Source organism: Myxococcaceae bacterium JPH2 (assembly GCA_016458225.1).
Lineage (GTDB): Bacteria > Myxococcota > Myxococcia > Myxococcales > Myxococcaceae > Citreicoccus.
This window is the reverse complement of sequence record JAEMGR010000034.1, coordinates 113,413-132,176: the sequence shown is the minus strand read 5'-3', so window position 1 is coordinate 132,176 and position 18,764 is coordinate 113,413. Positions and strand designations below refer to the sequence as shown.

The 18,764-nt window shown below is 69.9% G+C and carries 15 protein-coding genes; 3 read left to right on the top strand and 12 right to left on the bottom strand.

Translation table 11 applies throughout. The annotated features are described in order from the left end of the window. Positions 1–11: 11 nt before the first annotated feature. Positions 12–827, top strand: coding sequence for an inositol monophosphatase (locus JGU66_31985; protein MBJ6765398.1), 816 nt, complete (start codon positions 12–14; stop codon positions 825–827). On the opposite strand, the gene JGU66_31980 is transcribed toward JGU66_31985, so the two are convergent. The 12 genes from JGU66_31980 to JGU66_31925 form a co-directional block, all read right to left on the bottom strand. Beyond that, the gene (locus JGU66_31980; protein ID MBJ6765397.1) at positions 824–1,435 is read right to left on the bottom strand and encodes a polysaccharide biosynthesis/export family protein; all 612 of its coding nucleotides are present in this window, start codon (positions 1,433–1,435) and stop codon (positions 824–826) included. The genes JGU66_31985 and JGU66_31980 overlap by 4 nt on opposite strands. Positions 1,436–1,451: 16 nt before the next feature. Then, positions 1,452–2,723 carry a hypothetical protein gene (locus tag JGU66_31975; GenBank protein MBJ6765396.1) on the bottom strand — a complete coding sequence of 424 codons (1,272 nt, stop codon included), beginning with the start codon at positions 2,721–2,723 and terminating at the stop codon, positions 1,452–1,454. Between the two features lie 163 nt (positions 2,724–2,886). Next, positions 2,887–3,477: a hypothetical protein gene (locus JGU66_31970; GenBank protein ID MBJ6765395.1), complete on the bottom strand. Its 591-nt coding sequence runs from the start codon at positions 3,475–3,477 to the stop codon at positions 2,887–2,889. A 100-nt stretch (positions 3,478–3,577) separates the two neighbouring features. Beyond that, positions 3,578–4,024, bottom strand: a complete 447-nt coding sequence (locus JGU66_31965; protein ID MBJ6765394.1) for a cyclic nucleotide-binding domain-containing protein — start codon at positions 4,022–4,024, stop codon at positions 3,578–3,580. Between the two features lie 54 nt (positions 4,025–4,078). Then, positions 4,079–5,425: an AgmX/PglI C-terminal domain-containing protein gene (locus tag JGU66_31960; GenBank protein MBJ6765393.1), complete on the bottom strand. Its 1,347-nt coding sequence runs from the start codon at positions 5,423–5,425 to the stop codon at positions 4,079–4,081. A 3-nt stretch (positions 5,426–5,428) separates the two neighbouring features. Continuing rightward, positions 5,429–5,704 carry a hypothetical protein gene (locus JGU66_31955; GenBank protein MBJ6765392.1) on the bottom strand — a complete coding sequence of 92 codons (276 nt, stop codon included), beginning with the start codon at positions 5,702–5,704 and terminating at the stop codon, positions 5,429–5,431. A gap of 7 nt (positions 5,705–5,711) precedes the next feature. Then, the gene (locus JGU66_31950) at positions 5,712–7,160 is read right to left on the bottom strand and encodes a tetratricopeptide repeat protein (protein MBJ6765391.1); all 1,449 of its coding nucleotides are present in this window, start codon (positions 7,158–7,160) and stop codon (positions 5,712–5,714) included. A gap of 26 nt (positions 7,161–7,186) precedes the next feature. Then, a complete protein-coding gene (locus JGU66_31945; protein ID MBJ6765390.1) occupies positions 7,187–10,531 on the bottom strand; it encodes a tetratricopeptide repeat protein in 3,345 nt (1,114 codons plus the stop codon). Between the two features lies 1 nt (position 10,532). After that, positions 10,533–12,944: a tetratricopeptide repeat protein gene (locus tag JGU66_31940; GenBank protein MBJ6765389.1), complete on the bottom strand. Its 2,412-nt coding sequence runs from the start codon at positions 12,942–12,944 to the stop codon at positions 10,533–10,535. A gap of 13 nt (positions 12,945–12,957) precedes the next feature. Then, positions 12,958–13,731: a dihydrolipoamide acetyltransferase gene (locus tag JGU66_31935; GenBank protein ID MBJ6765388.1), complete on the bottom strand. Its 774-nt coding sequence runs from the start codon at positions 13,729–13,731 to the stop codon at positions 12,958–12,960. A gap of 100 nt (positions 13,732–13,831) precedes the next feature. Beyond that, on the bottom strand, positions 13,832–14,419 hold the full coding sequence (locus JGU66_31930) for a gliding-motility protein MglA (protein ID MBJ6765387.1): 588 nt from the start codon (positions 14,417–14,419) through the stop codon (positions 13,832–13,834). 11 nt (positions 14,420–14,430) lie between these two features. Then, positions 14,431–14,910 (bottom strand): roadblock/LC7 domain-containing protein, encoded by a 480-nt coding sequence (locus JGU66_31925; protein ID MBJ6765386.1) that lies wholly within the window; start codon positions 14,908–14,910, stop codon positions 14,431–14,433. A 103-nt stretch (positions 14,911–15,013) separates the two neighbouring features. Here JGU66_31925 and JGU66_31920 point away from each other — a divergent pair, with 103 nt between their 5' ends. Beyond that, positions 15,014–16,765 (top strand): carboxypeptidase regulatory-like domain-containing protein, encoded by a 1,752-nt coding sequence (locus tag JGU66_31920; GenBank protein MBJ6765385.1) that lies wholly within the window; start codon positions 15,014–15,016, stop codon positions 16,763–16,765. Positions 16,766–16,782: 17 nt separating this feature from the next. Then, the gene (locus JGU66_31915; protein MBJ6765384.1) at positions 16,783–18,762 is read left to right on the top strand and encodes a FecR domain-containing protein; all 1,980 of its coding nucleotides are present in this window, start codon (positions 16,783–16,785) and stop codon (positions 18,760–18,762) included. The last annotated feature ends 2 nt before the right edge of the window (positions 18,763–18,764 follow it).

Below are 18,764 nucleotides of genomic sequence, written 5' to 3'. Positions count from 1 at the left end.
TCGGAGGCGTGATGGCTTCGGAGACACCCTCGGCCCTGCGGCGAACGGCCGAGGAGGGCGCTCGGCTTGCTGGCCGCGTCCTCGCGGAGCGCTTCCATGGGGAGCGCTCCATCGAGTTCAAGGGCGGCATCGACCTGGTGACGGACGCGGACCGGGCCTCGGAGGAGGTGCTCCTGGCCTTCCTGCGCGAGCGTCATCCGCACCACGCCATCCTCGCGGAGGAGAGCGGCGCCACGCAGGGGGCCAGCGGCCTTCGCTGGCTGGTGGATCCGCTCGATGGCACCACGAACTACTCGCACCACGTGCCGCACTTCTGCGTGAGCGTGGCGGTGGAGGGGCCCGGCGGTGTCATCGCGGGCGCCGTCTATGACCCGATGCGAGACGAGTTGTTCTCCGCGGCCCGAGGCGAGGGCGCCACACTCAACGGCCGCCCGCTGCGAGCCAGCGCCACCGCGACGCTGGAGCACGCGCTGCTGTGCACGGGGTTCCCCTACGACGTGCGGGAGCGTCCGCACGGGCCGGTGGGTCTGTTCGCGCGCTTCGTGATTCGCGCGCAAGGAATGCGGCGCACCGGCAGCGCGGCGCTGGACCTGGCATACGTGGCGGCGGGGCGCTTTGACGGCTTCTTCGAGTTCGGCCTCAATCCGTGGGACATCGCGGCGGGCTCGCTGCTGGTGCAGGAGGCGGGCGGCGTCATCACCCACCTCAGCGGCGCCCCGTTCGACGTGCTCCGCGGCGACGTGATGGCTGGAGCGCCGCTGCTGGCTCCCACGCTTCAGGCCGAGGCGCGGCGCTTCCTTGACGAGGTCGGCTGGACGCCGCCCTAGAAGAAGCTCTCCGGCACCATGACGATGTCGTCCGGCTGGAGGAGGAAGTTCTTCTCCCGGCCGGCGCCGATGTCCTCCACCGGCACGCGGATCTTCCGCTCCTGCCCGTCCACCACCCGCGTCACCTGTGTGTTGTTCTTCGCCGCCAGCTTGGTGAAGCCGCCGGCCAGGGTGATGGCCTGGATGATGGACATGCGCCCGTCCACGGGGAACGTGCCGGGCTTCTGCACCTCGCCGAAGACGAAGACCTTCCGCGAGTTGTACTCGCGAATGAGCACCGAAACCTGCGGGTGCCGCAGGTAGTGCGACAGGCACTCCTGGAGCGCGTCCGCGGCGCCGCTGGACGTGCGGCCCTCCAGGGGGACCTTGTTGCACAGCGGGTAGTCGATGGTGCCCTCGGGGGACACGCGCCACGTGCCGGAGTGGTCCGGCTCCTGGAAGACGCGCACCTCCACCACGTCACCCGGGCCGAGCGTTCCGCCCGACTCGGCGGTGTGCGTGGCCTCGGTCGGAGGCGGCGGGGGGGACACGGGGGGACGCGCGGCAGTGTGGCACGCGGACGCGGTGCCCAGGACGGCGAGGGCCAGCAGGGAGCGGAGGGTTCTCATCGGGGACGACACGGCCTCAATACAGCACGGACAGCCGAGCATATCCCTCGTGGCGCGTGTAGTTGATGCCGCCGCCCGTCTCCGAGGACGACCGAGCGCTGAGCATGTAGCCAGCCGCGCCGGTCAGCCAGGGCCGGAAGAGGTACTCGGGGCCCGCGTCCAGGGACACCAGCGTGTCGCTGCGCGTGCCCGCGAAGTGGAGGAAGTCCACGGACGCGCCCGCGTGCAGCGTCAGGCGACCGCCCAGGAGCGCGCGCCCCTCCGCGTAGCCGCGATCATCCCGGAACAGGCCGTACGCAGCCACGGGCTCCAGGCTGCGCAGGTAGCCGCCCTTGAAGGTGAGCGTGGGGCTGAACAGGTAGTTGCCCTCGAGCTGCGTGGTGAGCGCGCCGCCTCCGCCCGCCGACAGGTTCTGCGTCCAGCCCACCTTGGCCGTCACGGTGATCTTGGGGGACACGAGGCCCGCCACGCCCACCAGTCCGTGCAGCAGCAGCGCCGAGGGGCTCTGCTCGTCGTGGAAGTAGCTGCGCGAGTCCAGGCCGGTGTCCACCACCACGGCCGTCTTGGGCAGGAAGCGCCAGCGCCCCTCCAGCCCGAAGCGCAGGTTGCTGTAGTCGAAGCGGTCCGCGGTGGCCGGGTCGCAGACGGTGTCCGTGCAGTCGGTGGGCGCCAGGGCCCCCAGCGGCTTGAAGAACTCCACCGCGTACGCCACCGAGGGGGTGATCTCCAGCGCACCGCCGCCGGGCCGCCACGTCGCCTTGGCGCGCGCCTCGTTGAAGAGGCTCAGCACGCCCGCGCCCACCGCCACCGTGCGGGTGCGGTCCGAGCGCGCGAGCTGGTCGCCCACTTCGAAGGACAGGGGGCTCTCGGGGTTGAAGCGCGCCAGCAGGTCCGCGGCGCCTTCCAGGTGCGACGCGGCGCCGGAGCCGGCCGTCACCAGGCCGGTGTACAGCACGTAGTCCAGGTTGCCCGCGAGGTTGATGGGCATCGAGGGCGACGGCATCTCCAGCCGGAAGCCGGGCCGCAGGTGCAGGGCCACTTCGCTGGAGGGCTTGGGCGACAGCACGTTGCCGTCCAGCACGTCCGCGCCCGCGGGGCGGAAGTACCCCACGCCGCTGTCCAGGCGCGACTCCAGGTCGAAGTACGGATGCAGCCGGCCATCGCCGACCTTGAAGCCGTTGCCGCCGGTGGGCGGGGCCGATTGCTGCGCCAGAGCGGACGCGGGCAACAGCGCTGTCCATAGCGCCAGCGCACTCACGCCTCCCCAGATTTTGCCAGGCAGCTTCATGGCTCCGGACGACTTCTCCGGCGGGAAGACGGCCTGCTCCCGCCCAGTGTGCTTCCGACCCATGGCGTCATAGCACGCACCCCCTCACGGGCCGAAAGAAGTGTTGGGGACACTCGGGGGACTCGCCCGGAGGGCCAGGGGCCACCCGAAGTGATTGAAAATCCTAGCGAACCGGGCTCGCGGGGGGAGGTCTGACGACGATGTCCTGGGGAGGCAGGGGGCGAGTGGGGTCGCCGCCGGGCAGGTTGTTGGGCTCCTCGACTTCCACGAAGAGGTTCTCGTCCGTGCGGAAGGCGAGCTGGCCGATGCACTCCTCCGCCTCGGCGCGAAGCTGGCCCACCTTCTGTTGGGCGATCATGACCTTGGTGTACTCGTGCTCGCTGGACGAGGCCTCTTGCCGGGAGACGGACTCCTGGAGGGACACGTCCGCCTGCTCGGAGATGCGCAGCAGGCCTTTGATTTGCGTGAGCTTCTCGTTCGCGCAGTTGAGCTTCACCACGTCCTTGCTGCGGCGGGCCTCTTCCACCTTCTCCAGCACCTGCCGGAGCACCTCGCGCATGCCGCCCAGGGCCTGGTTGCTGCGCTGGAGCTTCTCCGGGTCCGGCACTTCGCTGGCCTTGTCGAGCACCGCGGCGGCCGTGGTGGGACGGGGCGCGGGGACGGGGGCAGTCCCGGGGGGCGCGGGCGGCGGCGGGGCCTGCGCGATGGCCATGCTGCTGACCACGACGGCGGCGAACATTCCGAGGGTGTTCATGCGCCTCACGAGGGCAAAGGCCCGAAAATCCTTGCACTTCGAGCGTAGAAGCAAGGGTAGGGGGTGTCAACGGACGCCACGGCCGCGTGGGAGGGTGACGTCATTCCCGAGACACCAGCCGAGCGTTCGCCTCGCGCAGCCGCGCGGACAGCCTGCGGGCGATGTTCACGACGACATAGGTGAAGCCATCTCCGTGGGCTCGGCGGAAGGCGCGCAGGTCCTGCGCAGTGAGCTGGAGCAGCTCCGCCTCGCTGCGCGCCCGCACGGTGGCGGAGCGGTGCTCCTGGTCGATGAGGCCCATCTCCCCGAAGAAGTCCGTGGGCCCCAGGACGCAGAGTGGATGCACCGCGTCCCGAGCCCCGCGCCGCACCACCTCCACCTCGCCGTGGATGATGACGAAGAGGCTGTCGCCCAGGGCGCCCTCCTCGAAGACGGTGTCGCCGGGGGCGTAGCGGTGCACCCGAGCGAGCTCGGCCAGGTGGGCCAGCTCCGCGGGCGCGAGCATCTCGAAGAGGGGTGAAGTGGCGATGACGGACAGCTTCTCCATGCGCCCCCCGAGGGGCCACGGGCCGGGAGGGGCCGGCCACGCAGCGCATGGAGCCTAACCCGCCGGGCTGAAGACGAACGGATAGGCGACAGTCACGTCGTCATCCGGTTTGAAAGGAAACACCCAGGTGCGGATGACCGCGCGGATGCAGCTGCCCACCGCGTCGTTGCTCAGTGTGTTCTCTTCGACATCGATGTCGCCGGCGCGACCGGAGGGCTTGATGCTGAAGCGCACGACCACCTTGCCCTTGAGGCTCGGGTTGCGCTTGAGCTCCTTCTCGTAGCAGTTCTGGATGGCCTTCAGGCGCTGCTTCACGTAGCGGGCCAGCGCGTCGCGGTCCACGCTCGAGCTGTCCACCTCGGGCGCCGAGTCCTTCACGCGGCCCTCGACCTTCGCCTCCTGCTTGGCGCCCAGGTCCACCTTGCCGCCGCCCTGCGTGCCCACCTCGCCGATGCTCGTCACCTTGCCGGAGCCGCCGCCGCGCTGGGCGACGCTGCCCACGCTGGCCTCGGTGGCCACGCCCACGCCGCCCGCGCCCGCCAGCGCCTGCGCCACGTCTCCGCCGCCCGCGCTGCCGCCCAGCACGTCCGCGAACGCGCCCGCGCCGCCGCTGCTCGCGGAGCCGAGAATCTTCAGCAGACCCTTGCCGGCCACCTTCTGCTCCACCTGCTTGCGGTGCTCCGCGGCGTCTCCGGGCGAGCGCGTCTCGGCGGGCTTCTCCGCCGTGGCGTCCTTCTTGGGCTCGTCCTTGTGCGCGTCCTCCTTGGCCTCGGCCGGCCCGGTCTCCGCGGGCTTCTCTGGCTGAGGCGGCGCCGGGGGGATGATGGCGCGCACGAAGCGGTCCTCGAGCTGATCCAACGCCAGCTCGCGCTCCTCGGGAGGCGGCGTCGCGAGGATGACCGCGGCGCCAGTGAAGTGGATGAGGAGCGAGGCGGCCAGGATGCCGAAGAACAGGCGATCCATCGTCTTCCAGGCGCTGCCCTTCACATCCGGCGGGAGCGTGGGACGTGCTTCCTCGGGCGGCGGCGAGACGAACTGGAAGAAGACGGTGGCGTCGCCCAGCTCCACCTTGCCGCGCGCGCTCTCCTGGAGCGGCAGCACGTAGAGGTTGCCGCGGCGGGTGGCCAGGCCCTGGTTGCGCAGGGCGTGGAAGTCCACGTCCGAGGAGCCCAGGTTGACGCGGCCGTCCATCGTCTCGTCGAAGACGAGCTGGTACTGCTGGTTCTGGTTCTCCAGCAGCGGGAAGCGCGAGGGCCGGTCCTCCGCGGCGGGCAGGACGATGGTGTTGCGCGCATCGTTGCCGATGGTGACCGTGTCACGCCGGACGTGGTGCTCCTCGACGATGCGTCCATCCTGGATGACGCCGACGCGGAGCAGCTTGTTCTGCGGAGAGGAGGCCATGGACTAGAAGGGGTCCTGTTCCACGCTCTTGACGACCTTGGGCACGAAGCTCTCCGTGCGGTTCAGGTCGTCGAAGCTCAGATTGGAACGCTGGAGGATGTAGAAGGCCTGCGGCTTCTGGATGCGGCCCTCGACGGCGATGGCCTCCAGGCGGATGACCTTGCGGGCCTTCTTCGCCGGGGCCGTGCTCGCGGGCGCGCCGGGCGACGGCGCGGCCTTGTCCTGCGCCAGCACGGGCGCGGAGGCGAGCAGCATGAGAAGGGGCAGGGCGGTGCGCATGGGCGTCCTATTTTCCGTCAGTCGCCAGCTTACCCGAGGCCGGTGCCGCGGGGGCAGGGGACCGGGGGGCGGTGCCCGCCGCGGGTGAACGTTTCGAGTGGGACGGCTTCGGGGACTTGGTCTCCGGAGAGGCCGGGGTGGGCGCGGGGGCTGCCGGCTTTTCCGCCGCAGCTTGCTTGTCCGCCGCGGCCTGCTTGTCCGCCTGGGCCTTCTGGCGGTCCGCCTTCTCCTGGTCCGCGGCCTTGCGGAGCTGGTCCTTGCGCTCGCGCTCGCGGCGGCGCTCTTCCTTCTCGATGCCCTTGCGAGCGTCCTTCAGGTACTGCTCCACGCGGTCGTCGCCGCCGCCCTTGGACTTGTACTGCTCGAAGTACGCGATGGACTTCCGGTATCGCTCCAGCGTGTCCAGTCCCTGCGGCTCCAGGTCCAGGTACAGGATGGCGAGGTTGAAGTACGGGTCCACGAGGCTGGGCTGCAGCTTGAGCACCTGCTCGTACTCGGACTGCGCTCGGGCGAAGTCCCCCTGGCCTCGGTACGCGTTGCCCAGATTCAGGCGCGCGGAGGCGAAGTCCGGCGCGGCGCGCACGGCGGCCTCCAACTCGGTGACGGCGGCCGGGTAGTCCTGGGCCTCGTTGAGCATCGCCCCGTAGTTGTTGCGCGCCTCGGCGAAGTCGGGGCGCAGCTGGGAGGCCTGCTTGAAGCTCTCCAGGGCCTGGGGCCGCGCCTTGAGCACCAGGTGCACCAGCCCGAGCGCGTTGTGGGTGGCCGCGTCGTCCGCGTCGATGGCGCGCGCGTTCTCCAGCACCATGCGCGCCAGCTCGAACTTGCCCTCGCGGTAGTACACCTGCGCCAGCACCTGCATGGCGCGCACGTGGCGCTCATCGCCCTTCAGGGCGCGCTTGGCTTCGTTGGCGGCGGTCTCGTGCTTCTTCTCCTGCAGGAGCACGAAGGCGAGCGCCGTGTGCAGCGCCACCGAGTCCTCGCGGGTCTTCAGCGCATCGCGCAGCTCGGCCTCCAGCTTCACCGCGCGGTTCGTGCGGACGTAGAGCCGGGCGAGGCAATCCCACGCCGCCTCCTGCTCGGGCATCAAGGCCAGGGCCTTGCGATACGAGCGCTCGGCCTCGTCGGCGCGGCCCTGTCGCTCCTGCACGATGCCCAGGTTGGTCCACGCGTAGTCGAGCTTCGGCTCGTGGTCGAGCAGGGCCTTGAGCGCGGTCTCCGCCGCGGTCAGCTCTCCGCGGCGGGCGATCTCCACCGCGCGCTGGAAGTCCTTCTGGGCGCCGCTGGTGGGGGCAGGGGCCGGAGGAGGCGCGGCGGGCTTCTGCGCGACGCCCGCGTCCACGGGAACGCCGCCATCGGCACTCGCCGCCGCCGTCACCGGCGCGTCCGGGCGATTCTTGGGACCGGACGCGCACGCGCCCAGCACGAGGCCCAGCACCGCCGCGAGGGCGGCGCTCACACCGAGGGAGGTCGTCCGAACGGGGCTCACTTGTCCCCTCCGCCGCTCAGCTTCGGACTCTCTGGCGCGGGCGCGCGCACGACAGGGCCCGTCACGCTGCCCACCAACCCGTCCGGATAGACGGCCTCGGCGGCCAGGGCCTGCTTGGGCTCCTTGAGCACCGGGTACTCCTTGGGGCGGAACCGGTTGAGCGCCTCCAGCGTGCGCCGCGTCCACTCGTTGGTGATGCGGCTCTTGCGCGCCTCCTGGAGCGTGGCCGCGTAGCTCTCCACGGCCGCGTCCTCCAACGTCGCGGTCTGCTGGGCGAGCAGGTCCTGATAGGCCACCACGGCCTCGTCACCGAGCCGCTTCACGTCGGGCGGCACGGGCGTCTCGACGATGGTGTTGGCGAAGCGCTCCAGCGCGTTGCCGCGGCGGTAAAGCGCGGCCAGCGTCCACTCCAGGCGCTTGTAGGGATAGACGCGCGCGTAGGCGTCGTTCACGGACTTCACCGCCGCGCGCTTGCTGGTGAAGCTGCGCTCCAGCGCCTTGCCCTTGCCGCCGATGCGCAGCTTGTCGAACTTCTGGAACTCCACCTCGGCCTGCTGGAAGCGGCCGTAGGCGGCGGCGTCCGCGGCGAGCGGGTGCTCGTCTGGCTTGAGCTTGCGCCGGTCGAACTCGTCGGCCGCCGCGCCGTACTCACGCTGTGCCTCGCGCTCGTTGCCGAGCTTCTTCCAGGCGTCGCCCATGCGACGGCGCGCGTCCACCACCAGCTCCACCTGACCGGGCTTGGTGGAGAACTTGCGGACGAACTCCTCCAGCGCGCGCACCTCGCCGCGAGCATCGCCCTGCTTCTCCAGGATGAGCGCCGCGCGGTACTGGTTCTTCGGCGCGTCCTCGGTGGTGGGGAACAGGTCCGCGTAGCGCATGAAGGCCGCGGCGGCCTCGGGGTAGCGCTGCTGGCCTTCGAGCAGGCGCGCGGAGTTGAACAGCGCCGCCTCGCGGTCCTTGGAGGTCGGGTAGTCCTTCACCAGCTTCGTGTAGCTGGCCACGGCCTTGTCGAAGTCGTACGAGTTCTCCGCGTTGACGGCCACGCGGAAGAGGGCCGCATCGGCCAGGGTGGACTTCGGGTACTCGCGGTAGATGCGCTCGTACAGCTTCAGGGCCGAGTCGAAGCGGCGCGTGTTCTCGTAGGCGACCGCTGCGTTGTTGAGCGCCTTGTCGGCGAACTCGTGGCGAGGCTCCTCGTTCACCAGCGCGATGTACTTCTGCGCGGCCTCGTCGTTCTTGCCCTCGGCCAGGAGCTGATCCGCCAGCTTGAAGCGGCCGGCGAGCTTGAACTTCACGAGGTCCTTGTAGAGCTCGCTGGACGGGTCGATGACCTGCGTGTTGCTGGCCAGCTTCGCGCTGACCTCCTCCACGCTGCGCCAATCCTTGTCGATGAGGAACGTCTCGACGATGAGGTTGGTGGAGTACTTGGCCACCTCGTGCTTCGGGTACTGCTTCACGATGTCCTCGAAGCGCCGGCGCGCCTCGGGGAACTCGTTGTGCGAGTAGTACAGCTCGGCCGTCTTGTAGGCGATGCCCGGGGCCTTCTCCTCGCGCGGCAGCATGGCCACGTACTTGTCCGAGGCCTCCACCAGCTTGCGCTCGGTGTCCGAGAGCGCCAGAGGCTTGACGGTCTCACCCGCGGGGCGCTCGGTGGAGCGCAGCGGCTTGAGGTCGGGCGTGGTGCCCGCCTTCACCTCTTGCGCGAGCTGCTGCTGCCACGCCAGCACCGTGCTGAGCGCCGCGTCCTTGCGGTACTTCTCGTCCATCCCCGAGTCGCGAACCTGGGCGTAGTTCGCCGCGGCCGGCGCGAACTGGAACGAGTAGTAGAGGCAGTCCGCGTAATAGAAGCGCATCTCGTACGCGCTCTTGCTGTGCCCGAAGCGCTCCAGGTAGGCGCCGTACGCGCGGGCCGCGACCTCGAAGCCGGCCTTGGCCTCGTCGAAGCGGCCCTCCTTCTTGAACACCAGCGCTTGCTGGTGGTGGTAGATGGCGGACGAGTACAGGCTCTTCTCCGCCAGCGCGTTCGCGTTGGAGAGCGCCTCCGGGTCGCCCTTGTTCTTGGCGTACCACTCGCTGCCAGGCTGGTAGCGCGTGGCCAGCTGCTCCGAAGCGGCGAACGACTCGTCGAGCTTCCGGTCCCGCTCGTAGGCCTGGACGATCCGCTGCTGCAACTGCGGCGCGTCCTTCGCCATGGGGTCCTTGCTCAACACGAGCTGGTACGCCTCGATGGCCGCCGCGTGGTGCGTCTGGTCGAAGTAGACGTTGCCGAGGCGGCGGTAGATGTCCGCCTCGTAAGGCCGAGGGCCGCGCTGCGCGAACAACGCCTGGGCCTTGGCAAGGCCTCCCCAGTTCTCGTCCGCCAGCGAGACGGCCACGTACTGGAGCGCTTCCTCGCGCAGGTCGCCGCCGCCCGCTTCGTCGCCCTGGGCCTGCTTCTGGGCCTCGTAGAAGTCCGCGAGCGTGAGGAACGCATCCACCGCCTCGTCGAAGCGGTCCATGCGGTAGTACGTCCAGCCCAGCTTGTAGAGCGCCTTGTCGTAGAGCGGGTGGTCCTTGTCGCTCACCGCGGCCTTGTAGGCCTCCGCCGCCTTGGGCAGCGCGTCCGGATCCACGTAGTTGTCGAACCAGTACTCGCCGATGCGCACGTGCGCCTCGGTCGCGAAGCGGCTCTTGGGGTAGCGCGCGATGAGTTCCTGGTACGCGGAGCGGCTCTCCTCGAACTGGTTCTCCTTCTCCAGGCAGTAGCCCAGGAGGTACGAAGCGCCGTCGTTGAGCCGGTAGTCCGGGAAGCGCTTGAGCAGGTCGCGGTAGAGCGCGATGGAGGGGCCGTAATCCACATCGGGCTCGGGTGGGGTCTCCACCTGCGAGTCCTCGGGCATGGCCTTCAGCCGCTCCTCGTAGTCACGCATGGCGAGCAGCTGCGTGTCCGACGAGCGCTCGTAGTAGAGCTCCGCGAGCCGGAACATCACGTCCGGCGTGTAGCGCGGCTCGTTCGGGTAGCGACGGAGGAACTCCTCGAAGCGCGCGATGGCGTCCAGGCGCTCGCGGCGCTCCTGCGCTTCCAGGTCGGCCAGCGACTTCTCGTACGTGGCCACCAGCGCGCCGCGCTTCTGCTCGTACTTGCGCTCCACCAGGAGCTGAACTTCGTGGTGGAACTGGCGCGACTCCTCCTCGTACGCGCGCATCGCACGGCTGACTTCCTGGAGCAGCGCCTCCTGCTCGGCGGTGTGGCCGAGTCCCTCCAGGTACTGCTGTCCCTGGGACGCCTCCGGAGGTTGTGTCTGGGCCAGGGTGGCCCAGGGGGCCAGGCAGAGCAGGGCGGTGAGGATGGGGCGCCGCATGTCACTGGCCCCCTTCGGACAGCACGCCCTTGAACTCGGAGTCGAGCGCGCGCAGCGCCTCGTCCTTCTGCTGCGACACGTCCTGGATGCGCGTGGTGTTGTCCTGCTTGCGGTTGAAGGCCACGTCCACCACGCCCACGTCCGCCTTCAGTACCAGGTCGTAGAACTGCTGACGCACGCGGCGGAAGCTGTCGTAGGCGATGCGCCCCACCAGGTTGCGAGCGTCGCCGGACACGGTGGTCACCTCGGCCTCGTATTGCTGCAGGAGCGCCTGCTCGGCCAGGACCTTGTCGCGAATCTCGCGCCCGCGTCGCTGGAGCTGGGCGTGCAGCACTTCCTTGGCGGCCGTCACGCGCACGCGCAGGGCGTTGGCGCGGTTGCGAATCTCATGGGCGCGGAGGATGGCGCGCGCACTGTCCTCGGGCAGCCGCCCCTCGCCCGCGAGCAGCAGGTCGTGCTCGTGCACGAGCGCCTCGGCGTAGCGGGTGCGGATGGTGGCCTCCCCGGCCAGGGACGTGTCCACCGAGTTGCGCTCGTCCGCCAGCTGGCGGCGCGTCTTGTCCAGGTCCGACTTCAGCTCGGACAGCGTCTCCGCTTCGCCCTGGAGCTGGACGAGGAACTCGCGCTCCTCGTCGGGGGTCGTCTTGCGGTCGCGCCGCGTGTCGTCCACCCACTTGCGCACCGCCATGGCGATGGCGTTGAGGCTCTGCAGCTCGTAGCCGAGCCGGAAGGCCTCGCGGTCCACCTCGTCCACGCGGGACTGCATGCGCCGGCGCCGCTCCTCCAGCTCCTTCTGCGTGGTGGGCAGCGAGGCGAAGCGCACGCGCAGGGCCTCGCGCTCGGCGCGGGCGGCCGCGAGGCGCTGCAGTTCGTCACCAGTCAGTCGGCCCTCCACCAGCGAGGACTCCAACTGCACCAGGGACTGCTCGGCGTGCGTGAGCGCGGTCTCCACCGCGTCGGCGCGCGTGTAGCCTTCCTGCAGCTCGGGGAACGTCTCCAGGCCGCGAGAGTCGAGCGCCGAGAGGATGCGGTCCGCGATGGCCTGCGCCTCGCCCGCGCCCTTCCGGCCGCTGTCGATGTCGCTCACCATCCTGAGCGCGCCGGCCACTTCCTTCTGCGTGGACGCGTACTTGAGCGCCAGCGGAGGCAAGAGCGCGTTCACGTCCATCAACCGGTCGCCGCGCGCGAGCAGGTTGTCGAAGTAGGAGACGGGGTCGTGGTTCACGCGCAGGAGCGCGTCCATCTGGTCTCGCACCGGAGCGTAGGTGCTGACGACGCCGTCGTAGGTCTCCAGCGCCTGGCTGTACTTGTGCAGCTTCTGGAGCAGCGTGCCCTGGAGGATCTGCGCCTCGGGCGCGAGCTGAGAGTCGGGCGCCACCAGCAGCAGGATGTCCGTGGCGTCCTTCGCCTTCTGGAAGTCGCCCTTGCGCACGTGCGTCCAGGCGATTTCGTAGAGGGACTCCGGGAACGACTCGCTGTCGCGCGGCACCTGCCCGTAGCGGTCCAACGCCTCGTCGTAGCGGCCCGATTCGTAGAGCAGCCGCCCCAGCGACAAGAGCGCCAGGTCATGGATGCGGCGCGAGTCCGCGTCCGCCATGTTGGTGGACACCAGCGGCGCGGGGGGCGCCACGGCGGGCTGCTTTCCCGGCGCGGCGGGCGGCGCGGGCAAGAGCTGCTGGAACCACCCGATGGCGTTGGCGATGTCTCCGGCCTGCACGGATGCGACGCCCAGGTGGTAGACGGCCTGCGCGCGGAACGGGCCGGGCGCCTCGGCCAGGGGCGTGAACGCCTCGCGCGTGCGCGAGATGCGCTCGGCATCCGGCAGGTCCGTGCGTTTGAAGGTCCAGCGCGCGTAGATGTACGCGATGTCCGGCGTGAGCTGTCCGCCCGACAGCTTCCGCGCCTGCTCCACGTAGCCGTCGATGCCGTCGTACTGATTGAGGCGCCCGGCCACCGCGAGGAAGCGGGAGAGGGCGTCCTTGAAGCGGGCGACGGAGATGTTGGGGCGCGACAGCAGCTCGCGCAGGTACACCCGCGCGCCGATGTAGTTCTTCTGCTGGAAGAGCGAGTCCGACAGATAGAAGAGCGCGTCTTCGTAGTGGGGGCTCGCCTTGAAGCGCGGCTCGCTGATGAGGTCGTAGAAGAGGACGGACGCGGCGGCCCAGTCTCCGAGGAGGTACTGAATCTCGCCGTCGGAGAAGCGGCGCGTGCGCGAGTCCTCGTCGCTGGGCTCGGGGCGCAGGGTGAACTGCGTCTCCACGAAGCGCAGGTTCTCCTCGGCGCCTCGGAGCTGTCCGTCCACCTGCTCAAGCTGCGTGGCGGAGGGGCCGGAGTAGGGCCGGTCCGCGGCGGACGCGGCGGAGGGACCCAACAGGGCGGCCGAGAGGGCGAGGGCGCGGAGCGACGCGGTCACGACGAGCGTCCCCCTACTTCGGCTCGGAGGTGGTGGTCGCCGGCACCGGAGGGCTGGACGTATCCGGAGGCGGGGCCTTCTTCGCCGTGTCGCGCGCGACCTGGAGGTCGTAGCGCACCGCCGGACGGTCCTTCATGTCCGTGGTGAGGCCGCCCTTCTCCAGGCCGACCACGCTCACGGTGGTCACCTTCCCCGCCTCCGCGTTGAAGGTGTAACTGGATTGCACCTTGAACTTGTAGCCCTCCAGGTAGTTGAACACGCCGTAGCCGTTGCCGCGGTACACCAGCCGCACGGCGATCTGATGCTGGCCCGGCACGATGCGGCCGTTGAAGACCTCCAGCTCCTTGCGCTTGTCGAGGTCTCCCTTGCTGTCCACCTGGGTGAAGATGGGCGCGCCATCCAACGCATACGCGACGGACTCCAGGAAGAAGGAGTTGCCCATCTCGTTCTTGTGGATGACGACCGCGCGGGCGCCCATGGAGAGGTCGCCTCCCAGCACGGTCTCTTGGAGCAACAGCAGGCGCGCCTTGGAGCGGTAGATCTTCTCCTTCAGGTCGACGACCTGCTCCTCCAGCGTCTTCACGCGGGTGTTGAAGGCCTCGTCCGCCGTCTGCGGCGCGGCCACCGCCGAGGCGGGAGCCGCTGACGTGGGCGAAGGCGCGGGCGCCGCGGGCGCTGCCGCCGCGCCGGGAGGAGGCGAGGCGGCCGACTCCTGCGCCAGCGCTGGCACGCACAGGGTGGCGCTCAGGAGCGCGAGGAGACGGAGAGAGGCGGAAGCGACACGCACGGTGCGACCTCTGAAAGCGGCCCAGCCTGGCGGCATGTGGTCATACCATCCTTTCCGGCGGGTCGCCCGGAGGGGAGGGCATGTCTCGTCCTCCCAGGAATCAGCCGCCCTTACGAAGTTCGGTAAGCACCAGCTTGGCGACCGCCTTGAGCGTGTCGAACACACCGACCCCCGTGGGTGCCACCGCCTGGTATTCCGGAATCATGCGCGGGTTGAGCGCCTTGCGCATCTCCTCCACCGTCACCGCGTTGGGGAGGTCCCGCTTGTTGTACTGCATGACGTACGGAATCTTGTTCAGGTCGTAGCCCTGCTCGGCCAGGTTCACGCGGAGGTTCTCCAACGATTCCATGTTGGCCTCCATGCGCTCGATCTGGCTGTCCGCGACGAACACCACGCCGTCCACGCCCTTGAGGATGAGCTTGCGGCTGGCGTCGTAGAAGACCTGACCCGGCACCGTGTACAGGTGGAAGCGCGTCTTGAAGCCGCGGATCTCACCGAGCGACAGCGGCAGGAAGTCGAAGAAGAGCGTGCGGTCCGTCTCCGTGGAGAGCGAGATGAGCTTGCCCTTCGTGTCCGCGGCAGTCTTGTTGTAGATGTACTGAAGGTTGGTCGTCTTCCCGCAGAGTCCCGGCCCGTAATAGACAATCTTGCAGTTGATTTCGCGGGATGAGTAATTGATGAAGGACATGGCTTCCCGGGTTACTCGCTGAAGAGGTTGTCGATATCGTCGTCGGAGATCTCGGCGAACGGCGAACCGGCTCCGGGGCTGTCCGTCTTCTTCACCAGGCTCTCGAAGATCTTGGTCAGCTCGTCGCTGGCCTTCTTGATGCGCAGGCGGACCAGACCGAGGCTCGTCCGGTTGTCGAAGATGACAACCAGAACCACCCTGCTGCCGACAATGGTCATGTAGAGCGAGTCCTTCGCTCCTTCATGGAACTGGTTGGGGAACTCGTTCTCCCCAATCAGCTTGGCGAGTCCACCCATGGCCGCGACATTGCCCGCCGTCAGCGACGCCAGTGACGTCGTGTCGATGTTTTGCGTCTGGCCTGCGGAGGAGATGAGCTGGCCGTTCTTGTCGACGAGGAAGACGACCTTCGCGTTCGCGTCCTTGGTAAGTCGGTCGCAAACCGCGTTGATCTTGGTGAACTCCTCTTCGTACATCACCAGTTGCGTGCCCATGGGCGTATGCGCTCCTCAGCGTTCGCTCGCCCCGCTCACGGCGGCGCTCCGATGTTTCTGGAGTGAATCCCGGAGGTTAGACGAGGCGCTACCGACCGTCGGCATGCTTAGCAAAGCAGTTCCACTCCAGCAAGAAGCCAGCCGTGATCCGTGCGGGTTCCTGGATCCGGGACCGGCGCGCCCGGTCGGAGTCCAGGCCCCACACCCGGCCCGGTGGGTCCTGGCGCGGAACGCGGGGTTACCTCGTGCCTCGGGTTTGGGTGCGTTCACGGCCTTCTCTATACTCCGCCGGGCCTTGCCTCGCCCGAGCCGCCCGTCCGCCATCGTCCCGCTCCTGCTCGCGCTCGTCGCGATCGCCCCTGCTGCGTTCGCGCAGTCCTCAGGAGCCCCGGAGCATGCCTCGCTCCGCCTCCGTTATGGGCTCTCGCTGCGCCAGGGCCAGCAGTCCGATGTAGGGCCGGGGCTCACCTATGACGGCATGACGCCGAATGATGTGTCGGCGCAGGCGACCGGGTGGGTGGGCTCCTGGTTGGGGGCGTGGGCGAGCGTGCAGCGGGAGGCGTTCGATCTGAAGGCAGAGGGGACGCGCGTCACGGGGGGCAGCCTGTGGCGGGCCTCGGTGGGGCCTCGGGTGCGTGCGCTGCTGGGGCCGGTCCGGTTGGAGGTGGGCGCGGGCTATGGGTACTCGCAGCTCCCGCTCTTCGCCGGGGCGGAGTCTCCTGAGTTGGCGCGCGGCATCCGGCACGCCGCGTTGGTCGGTGGGCGCGTGTTGGTTCCGCTGCCGGCGGGGCTGCGTCTGGAGGGACGCGGCGAGGTTCCGCTGACGCTCTCCGCGAGCGATGCCTCCGGGGCGAAGGCCACGGCCTCGGGCTACGCGGTGGGTGGCGCGCTGCTGGTGCCGCTGAAGCGCGCTCGCGGTTGGGCTGGCACCCTGGTGCTGGACTTCCAGCAGGTACGCGACACGGTGACGCTCGCGGAGGTGACGCGCTCCGAGCAGCGCCTGCGTCGGGTGGGGGCGGCTCTGGAGTTCACCTGGGAGGCGGATTCACCCGCGCGGGAGGCCTCGGCCGAGCCGGTGCTGGATGCACGCGGGGCCTTGGCGCTGCGGGTGGTGGACGCGGCGACGGGCGCTCCGCTCGCGGGGGCTCGGGTGACGCTCGTCGTGGGCGGCGAGGCCCGGGAGCCCGTCGCGGCGGATGCCGAGGGTCGGGTGGATGCGACCGAGCTTCCGGTGGGTGAGGTGCTGGCGCGCGTCCAGGTGGAGGGCCATGAGGAGGCCGAGGCGCGCGCGCAGGTGGTGGCGGGCGGACGCGCGGAGCTGGAGGTCCGAGCGCAGAAGCCTGCTCCGGTGATGGGCAGTCTGCGGGTGACGGTGGTGGACGCTGCGACGGGGGCGCCACTGCCGGAGGCGCGGGTGGCGGTGGGCACCGTCAAGGCGCGCGCGGATGTGTCCGGCAAGGCGAACATCGAGGGACTTGCCCCTGGGCCCGTGGCGGTCGCGGTGGTGGTGCCGGGCTTCCGTCCCGTGGAGGACGCGGCGGTCATCGTGGCGGGGCAGCAGGCCGAGCTGGCCGTGGCGCTCTCGGTGGAGCGCAAGACGGGCGAGCTGGCCACCCTCACAGGTCAGGTGCGCAGCACGCGGGGAGGCCGTCCGCTCGTCGCGACGCTCGCGATTCCGCAGGCGCGTGTCCGCACGCGGGCCGACAAGACAGGTGCCTTCTCCGTCCGAGTTCGCGGCGGGACGTACCGCATCATCATCTCCGCGCCGGGGCACCGGCCCCAGAGCAAGAGCGTCATGCTGCGCGACGGCGAGCGGGCCATCTTCAACGTCGATCTCCTCCCGAGGGCCCGGTGAAATCCGCGCGCGTCCTGATGTTGTCCCTGGTGGTCGCCTCGGGCTGTGGCGATCCGGAGACGCCGCCTCCACCCGCGAGTGCTCCCGTGGCCGCCGCTGCTCCCGTGGAGGCGGGCACCGCCGTGGCGCTGGCTCAGTTGGATGGTGTGACAGGTGATGTGCGGCTGTCACGCGCGGGGAGGACGGGCCCGGCGGTCGCGGGCGCTCTGTTCGCCGGGGACGCGGTGGAGACCGGGGCGGATGGCAAGGCCACGGTGCGCTTCGCGGACGGGCACACGGTGGAGGTGGGCTCGGATGCGCGGTTCGCGCTGGGCTCGGACGCGCAGGGCATCGTGCTGACGGTGGCGCGCGGCGTGGTGCTGTCGCGCGTCCCGGCGTCGGCTGGCGCGGGTGCGGGCTCCGGTTCGGGAGGCCCAGCTCCGACGCGGGTCGCGTTGAGCATCCTCACGCCCTTCGGTCTCACGCGAGTGGGCTCGGAGCCGAGCGAGGTGAGCGTGCGCGTGGCCGAGGACGCCGCGCACGTCGAGGTGAAGCTGGGCGCCATCGAGTTCGTCTCCAAGGATGGCCAGACGCTGAAGGCTGACGCGGGCGAGTCCGTGGAGGTCGCCTCGGGGCGCGCGGAGGTGGTGGGGCGCGCCTCTCGCGTCGTTGAGCTGGCGCCCATCTCCGTGACGCTGCGAACGACGTCTGGGCGCGCGGAGGTGAAGTCGAAGGGCTCGGCGCGGTGGCGCTGGGTTCGCAAAGATGGCGAGGTGCTGGCCGCGGGCGACGGGGTTCGCGTGCGCAGCGGCACGGCGGTGCTGTCGCTGCAAGACAGCGCGTCACTGCTGTCGCTCACCTCGGGCTCGGAGGCGGTGCTCGAGGGCGCGGGGCAGGGCGGCACTTCGGATGAGACCCGGCTGGACTTGCGCAAGGGCACGCTCGGGTTGCAGCTGGCCGCGGGGCGGTCGAGTCGGGTGGTGCTGCCCCACTTGTCGCTGGAGGGATCCGGCGCGGCTCGGCTCGCGGTGCAGCGGACGGCGTCGGGGCTGCTCGTGGAGGCGCAGGCGGGGGATGTCACCCTCGTGCGTGGCGAGGCCCGGCAGCCGCTGCGCGCGGGGGAGCGCGCCACGGTGGAGTCCGCGGGCACGGCGGCACCTCGGGTGGAGTTGCTGGAGCGGGCCGCGATGGAGCTGGCACCTGGCGACAACGGCGAGGTGTTCCACAAGGGACTGGCCCAGGTGGCGCTCACCTGGGAGGGCACGGGGGATGCGGTGGTGGAGGTGGCGCAGGACTCGGCCTTCACGCGGCCGGTCCTGACGGGCCTGGTGCATCAGCCCTTCGTCAACGTGGCGGCTCCGGCGCGGGGCGCGCTGTACTGGCGGGTGCGCAAGTCGGACGGGACGCAGGTGTCGGCGGGCAGCGCGCGCTTCGCTCCGGAGGATCCTCCCAAGGAGTTGGCGCGGCTGCGTAACGTGGTGCCCGAGGGCCCCGAGAAGACGACCATCTTCTACCAGGACAAGCCTCCAGCCGTGACGTTCACCTACGGCGCGGAGGCGCGCGCGGCGAGCTACCGCGTCGCGGTCTACCGCGTGGGCGAGCTGTCCACCCCTGTCGCCGAGCGCACGGTGACGGATACGCACGCCGCGCTGGACGCGGGCGCACTGCGCGAGGGCAGCTACCTGTGGTCCGTGACGCCGATGTCCTCGGCGGGCGCGGCGCTCCAGGGTGGACGGATGAACAAGCTGGAGCTGGTCTACGACAACTCCGTGCAGGAGCTGGTCATCGAGTCGCCCCGCAACGGCCAGCCGACAGCGGCGAAGATTCACGCGACGGGTGTGGCCCCGGTGGATGCGCACCTGTCCATCAACGGACGTCCGGTGACGCTGGACGGGAAGCACCGGTTCGATATCTGGTCGGTCCCAATGGGAACGCCGCCGATGCTGGTGTTTAAGATGAGTCGTCCCGGTGTCCCGGTGGTTCAAACGGTGCGCACCCTGAAACAGCGAGGGCCCTGAGG

What these genes read in the sequence shown, in the direction of transcription:
- JGU66_31985 (MBJ6765398.1), top strand. Translation starts at nt 12, where the DNA reads ATGGCTTCGGAGACACCCTCGGCCCTGCGGCGAACGGCCGAGGAGGGC.
- JGU66_31980 (MBJ6765397.1), bottom strand. Translation starts at nt 1,435, where the DNA reads ATGAGAACCCTCCGCTCCCTGCTGGCCCTCGCCGTCCTGGGCACCGCG.
- JGU66_31975 (MBJ6765396.1), bottom strand. Translation starts at nt 2,723, where the DNA reads ATGAAGCTGCCTGGCAAAATCTGGGGAGGCGTGAGTGCGCTGGCGCTA.
- JGU66_31970 (MBJ6765395.1), bottom strand. Translation starts at nt 3,477, where the DNA reads ATGAACACCCTCGGAATGTTCGCCGCCGTCGTGGTCAGCAGCATGGCC.
- JGU66_31965 (MBJ6765394.1), bottom strand. Translation starts at nt 4,024, where the DNA reads ATGGAGAAGCTGTCCGTCATCGCCACTTCACCCCTCTTCGAGATGCTC.
- JGU66_31960 (MBJ6765393.1), bottom strand. Translation starts at nt 5,425, where the DNA reads ATGGCCTCCTCTCCGCAGAACAAGCTGCTCCGCGTCGGCGTCATCCAG.
- JGU66_31955 (MBJ6765392.1), bottom strand. Translation starts at nt 5,704, where the DNA reads ATGCGCACCGCCCTGCCCCTTCTCATGCTGCTCGCCTCCGCGCCCGTG.
- JGU66_31945 (MBJ6765390.1), bottom strand. Translation starts at nt 10,531, where the DNA reads ATGCGGCGCCCCATCCTCACCGCCCTGCTCTGCCTGGCCCCCTGGGCC.
- JGU66_31930 (MBJ6765387.1), bottom strand. Translation starts at nt 14,419, where the DNA reads ATGTCCTTCATCAATTACTCATCCCGCGAAATCAACTGCAAGATTGTC.
- JGU66_31925 (MBJ6765386.1), bottom strand. Translation starts at nt 14,910, where the DNA reads ATGGGCACGCAACTGGTGATGTACGAAGAGGAGTTCACCAAGATCAAC.
- JGU66_31920 (MBJ6765385.1), top strand. Translation starts at nt 15,014, where the DNA reads ATGCTTAGCAAAGCAGTTCCACTCCAGCAAGAAGCCAGCCGTGATCCG.
- JGU66_31915 (MBJ6765384.1), top strand. Translation starts at nt 16,783, where the DNA reads ATGTTGTCCCTGGTGGTCGCCTCGGGCTGTGGCGATCCGGAGACGCCG.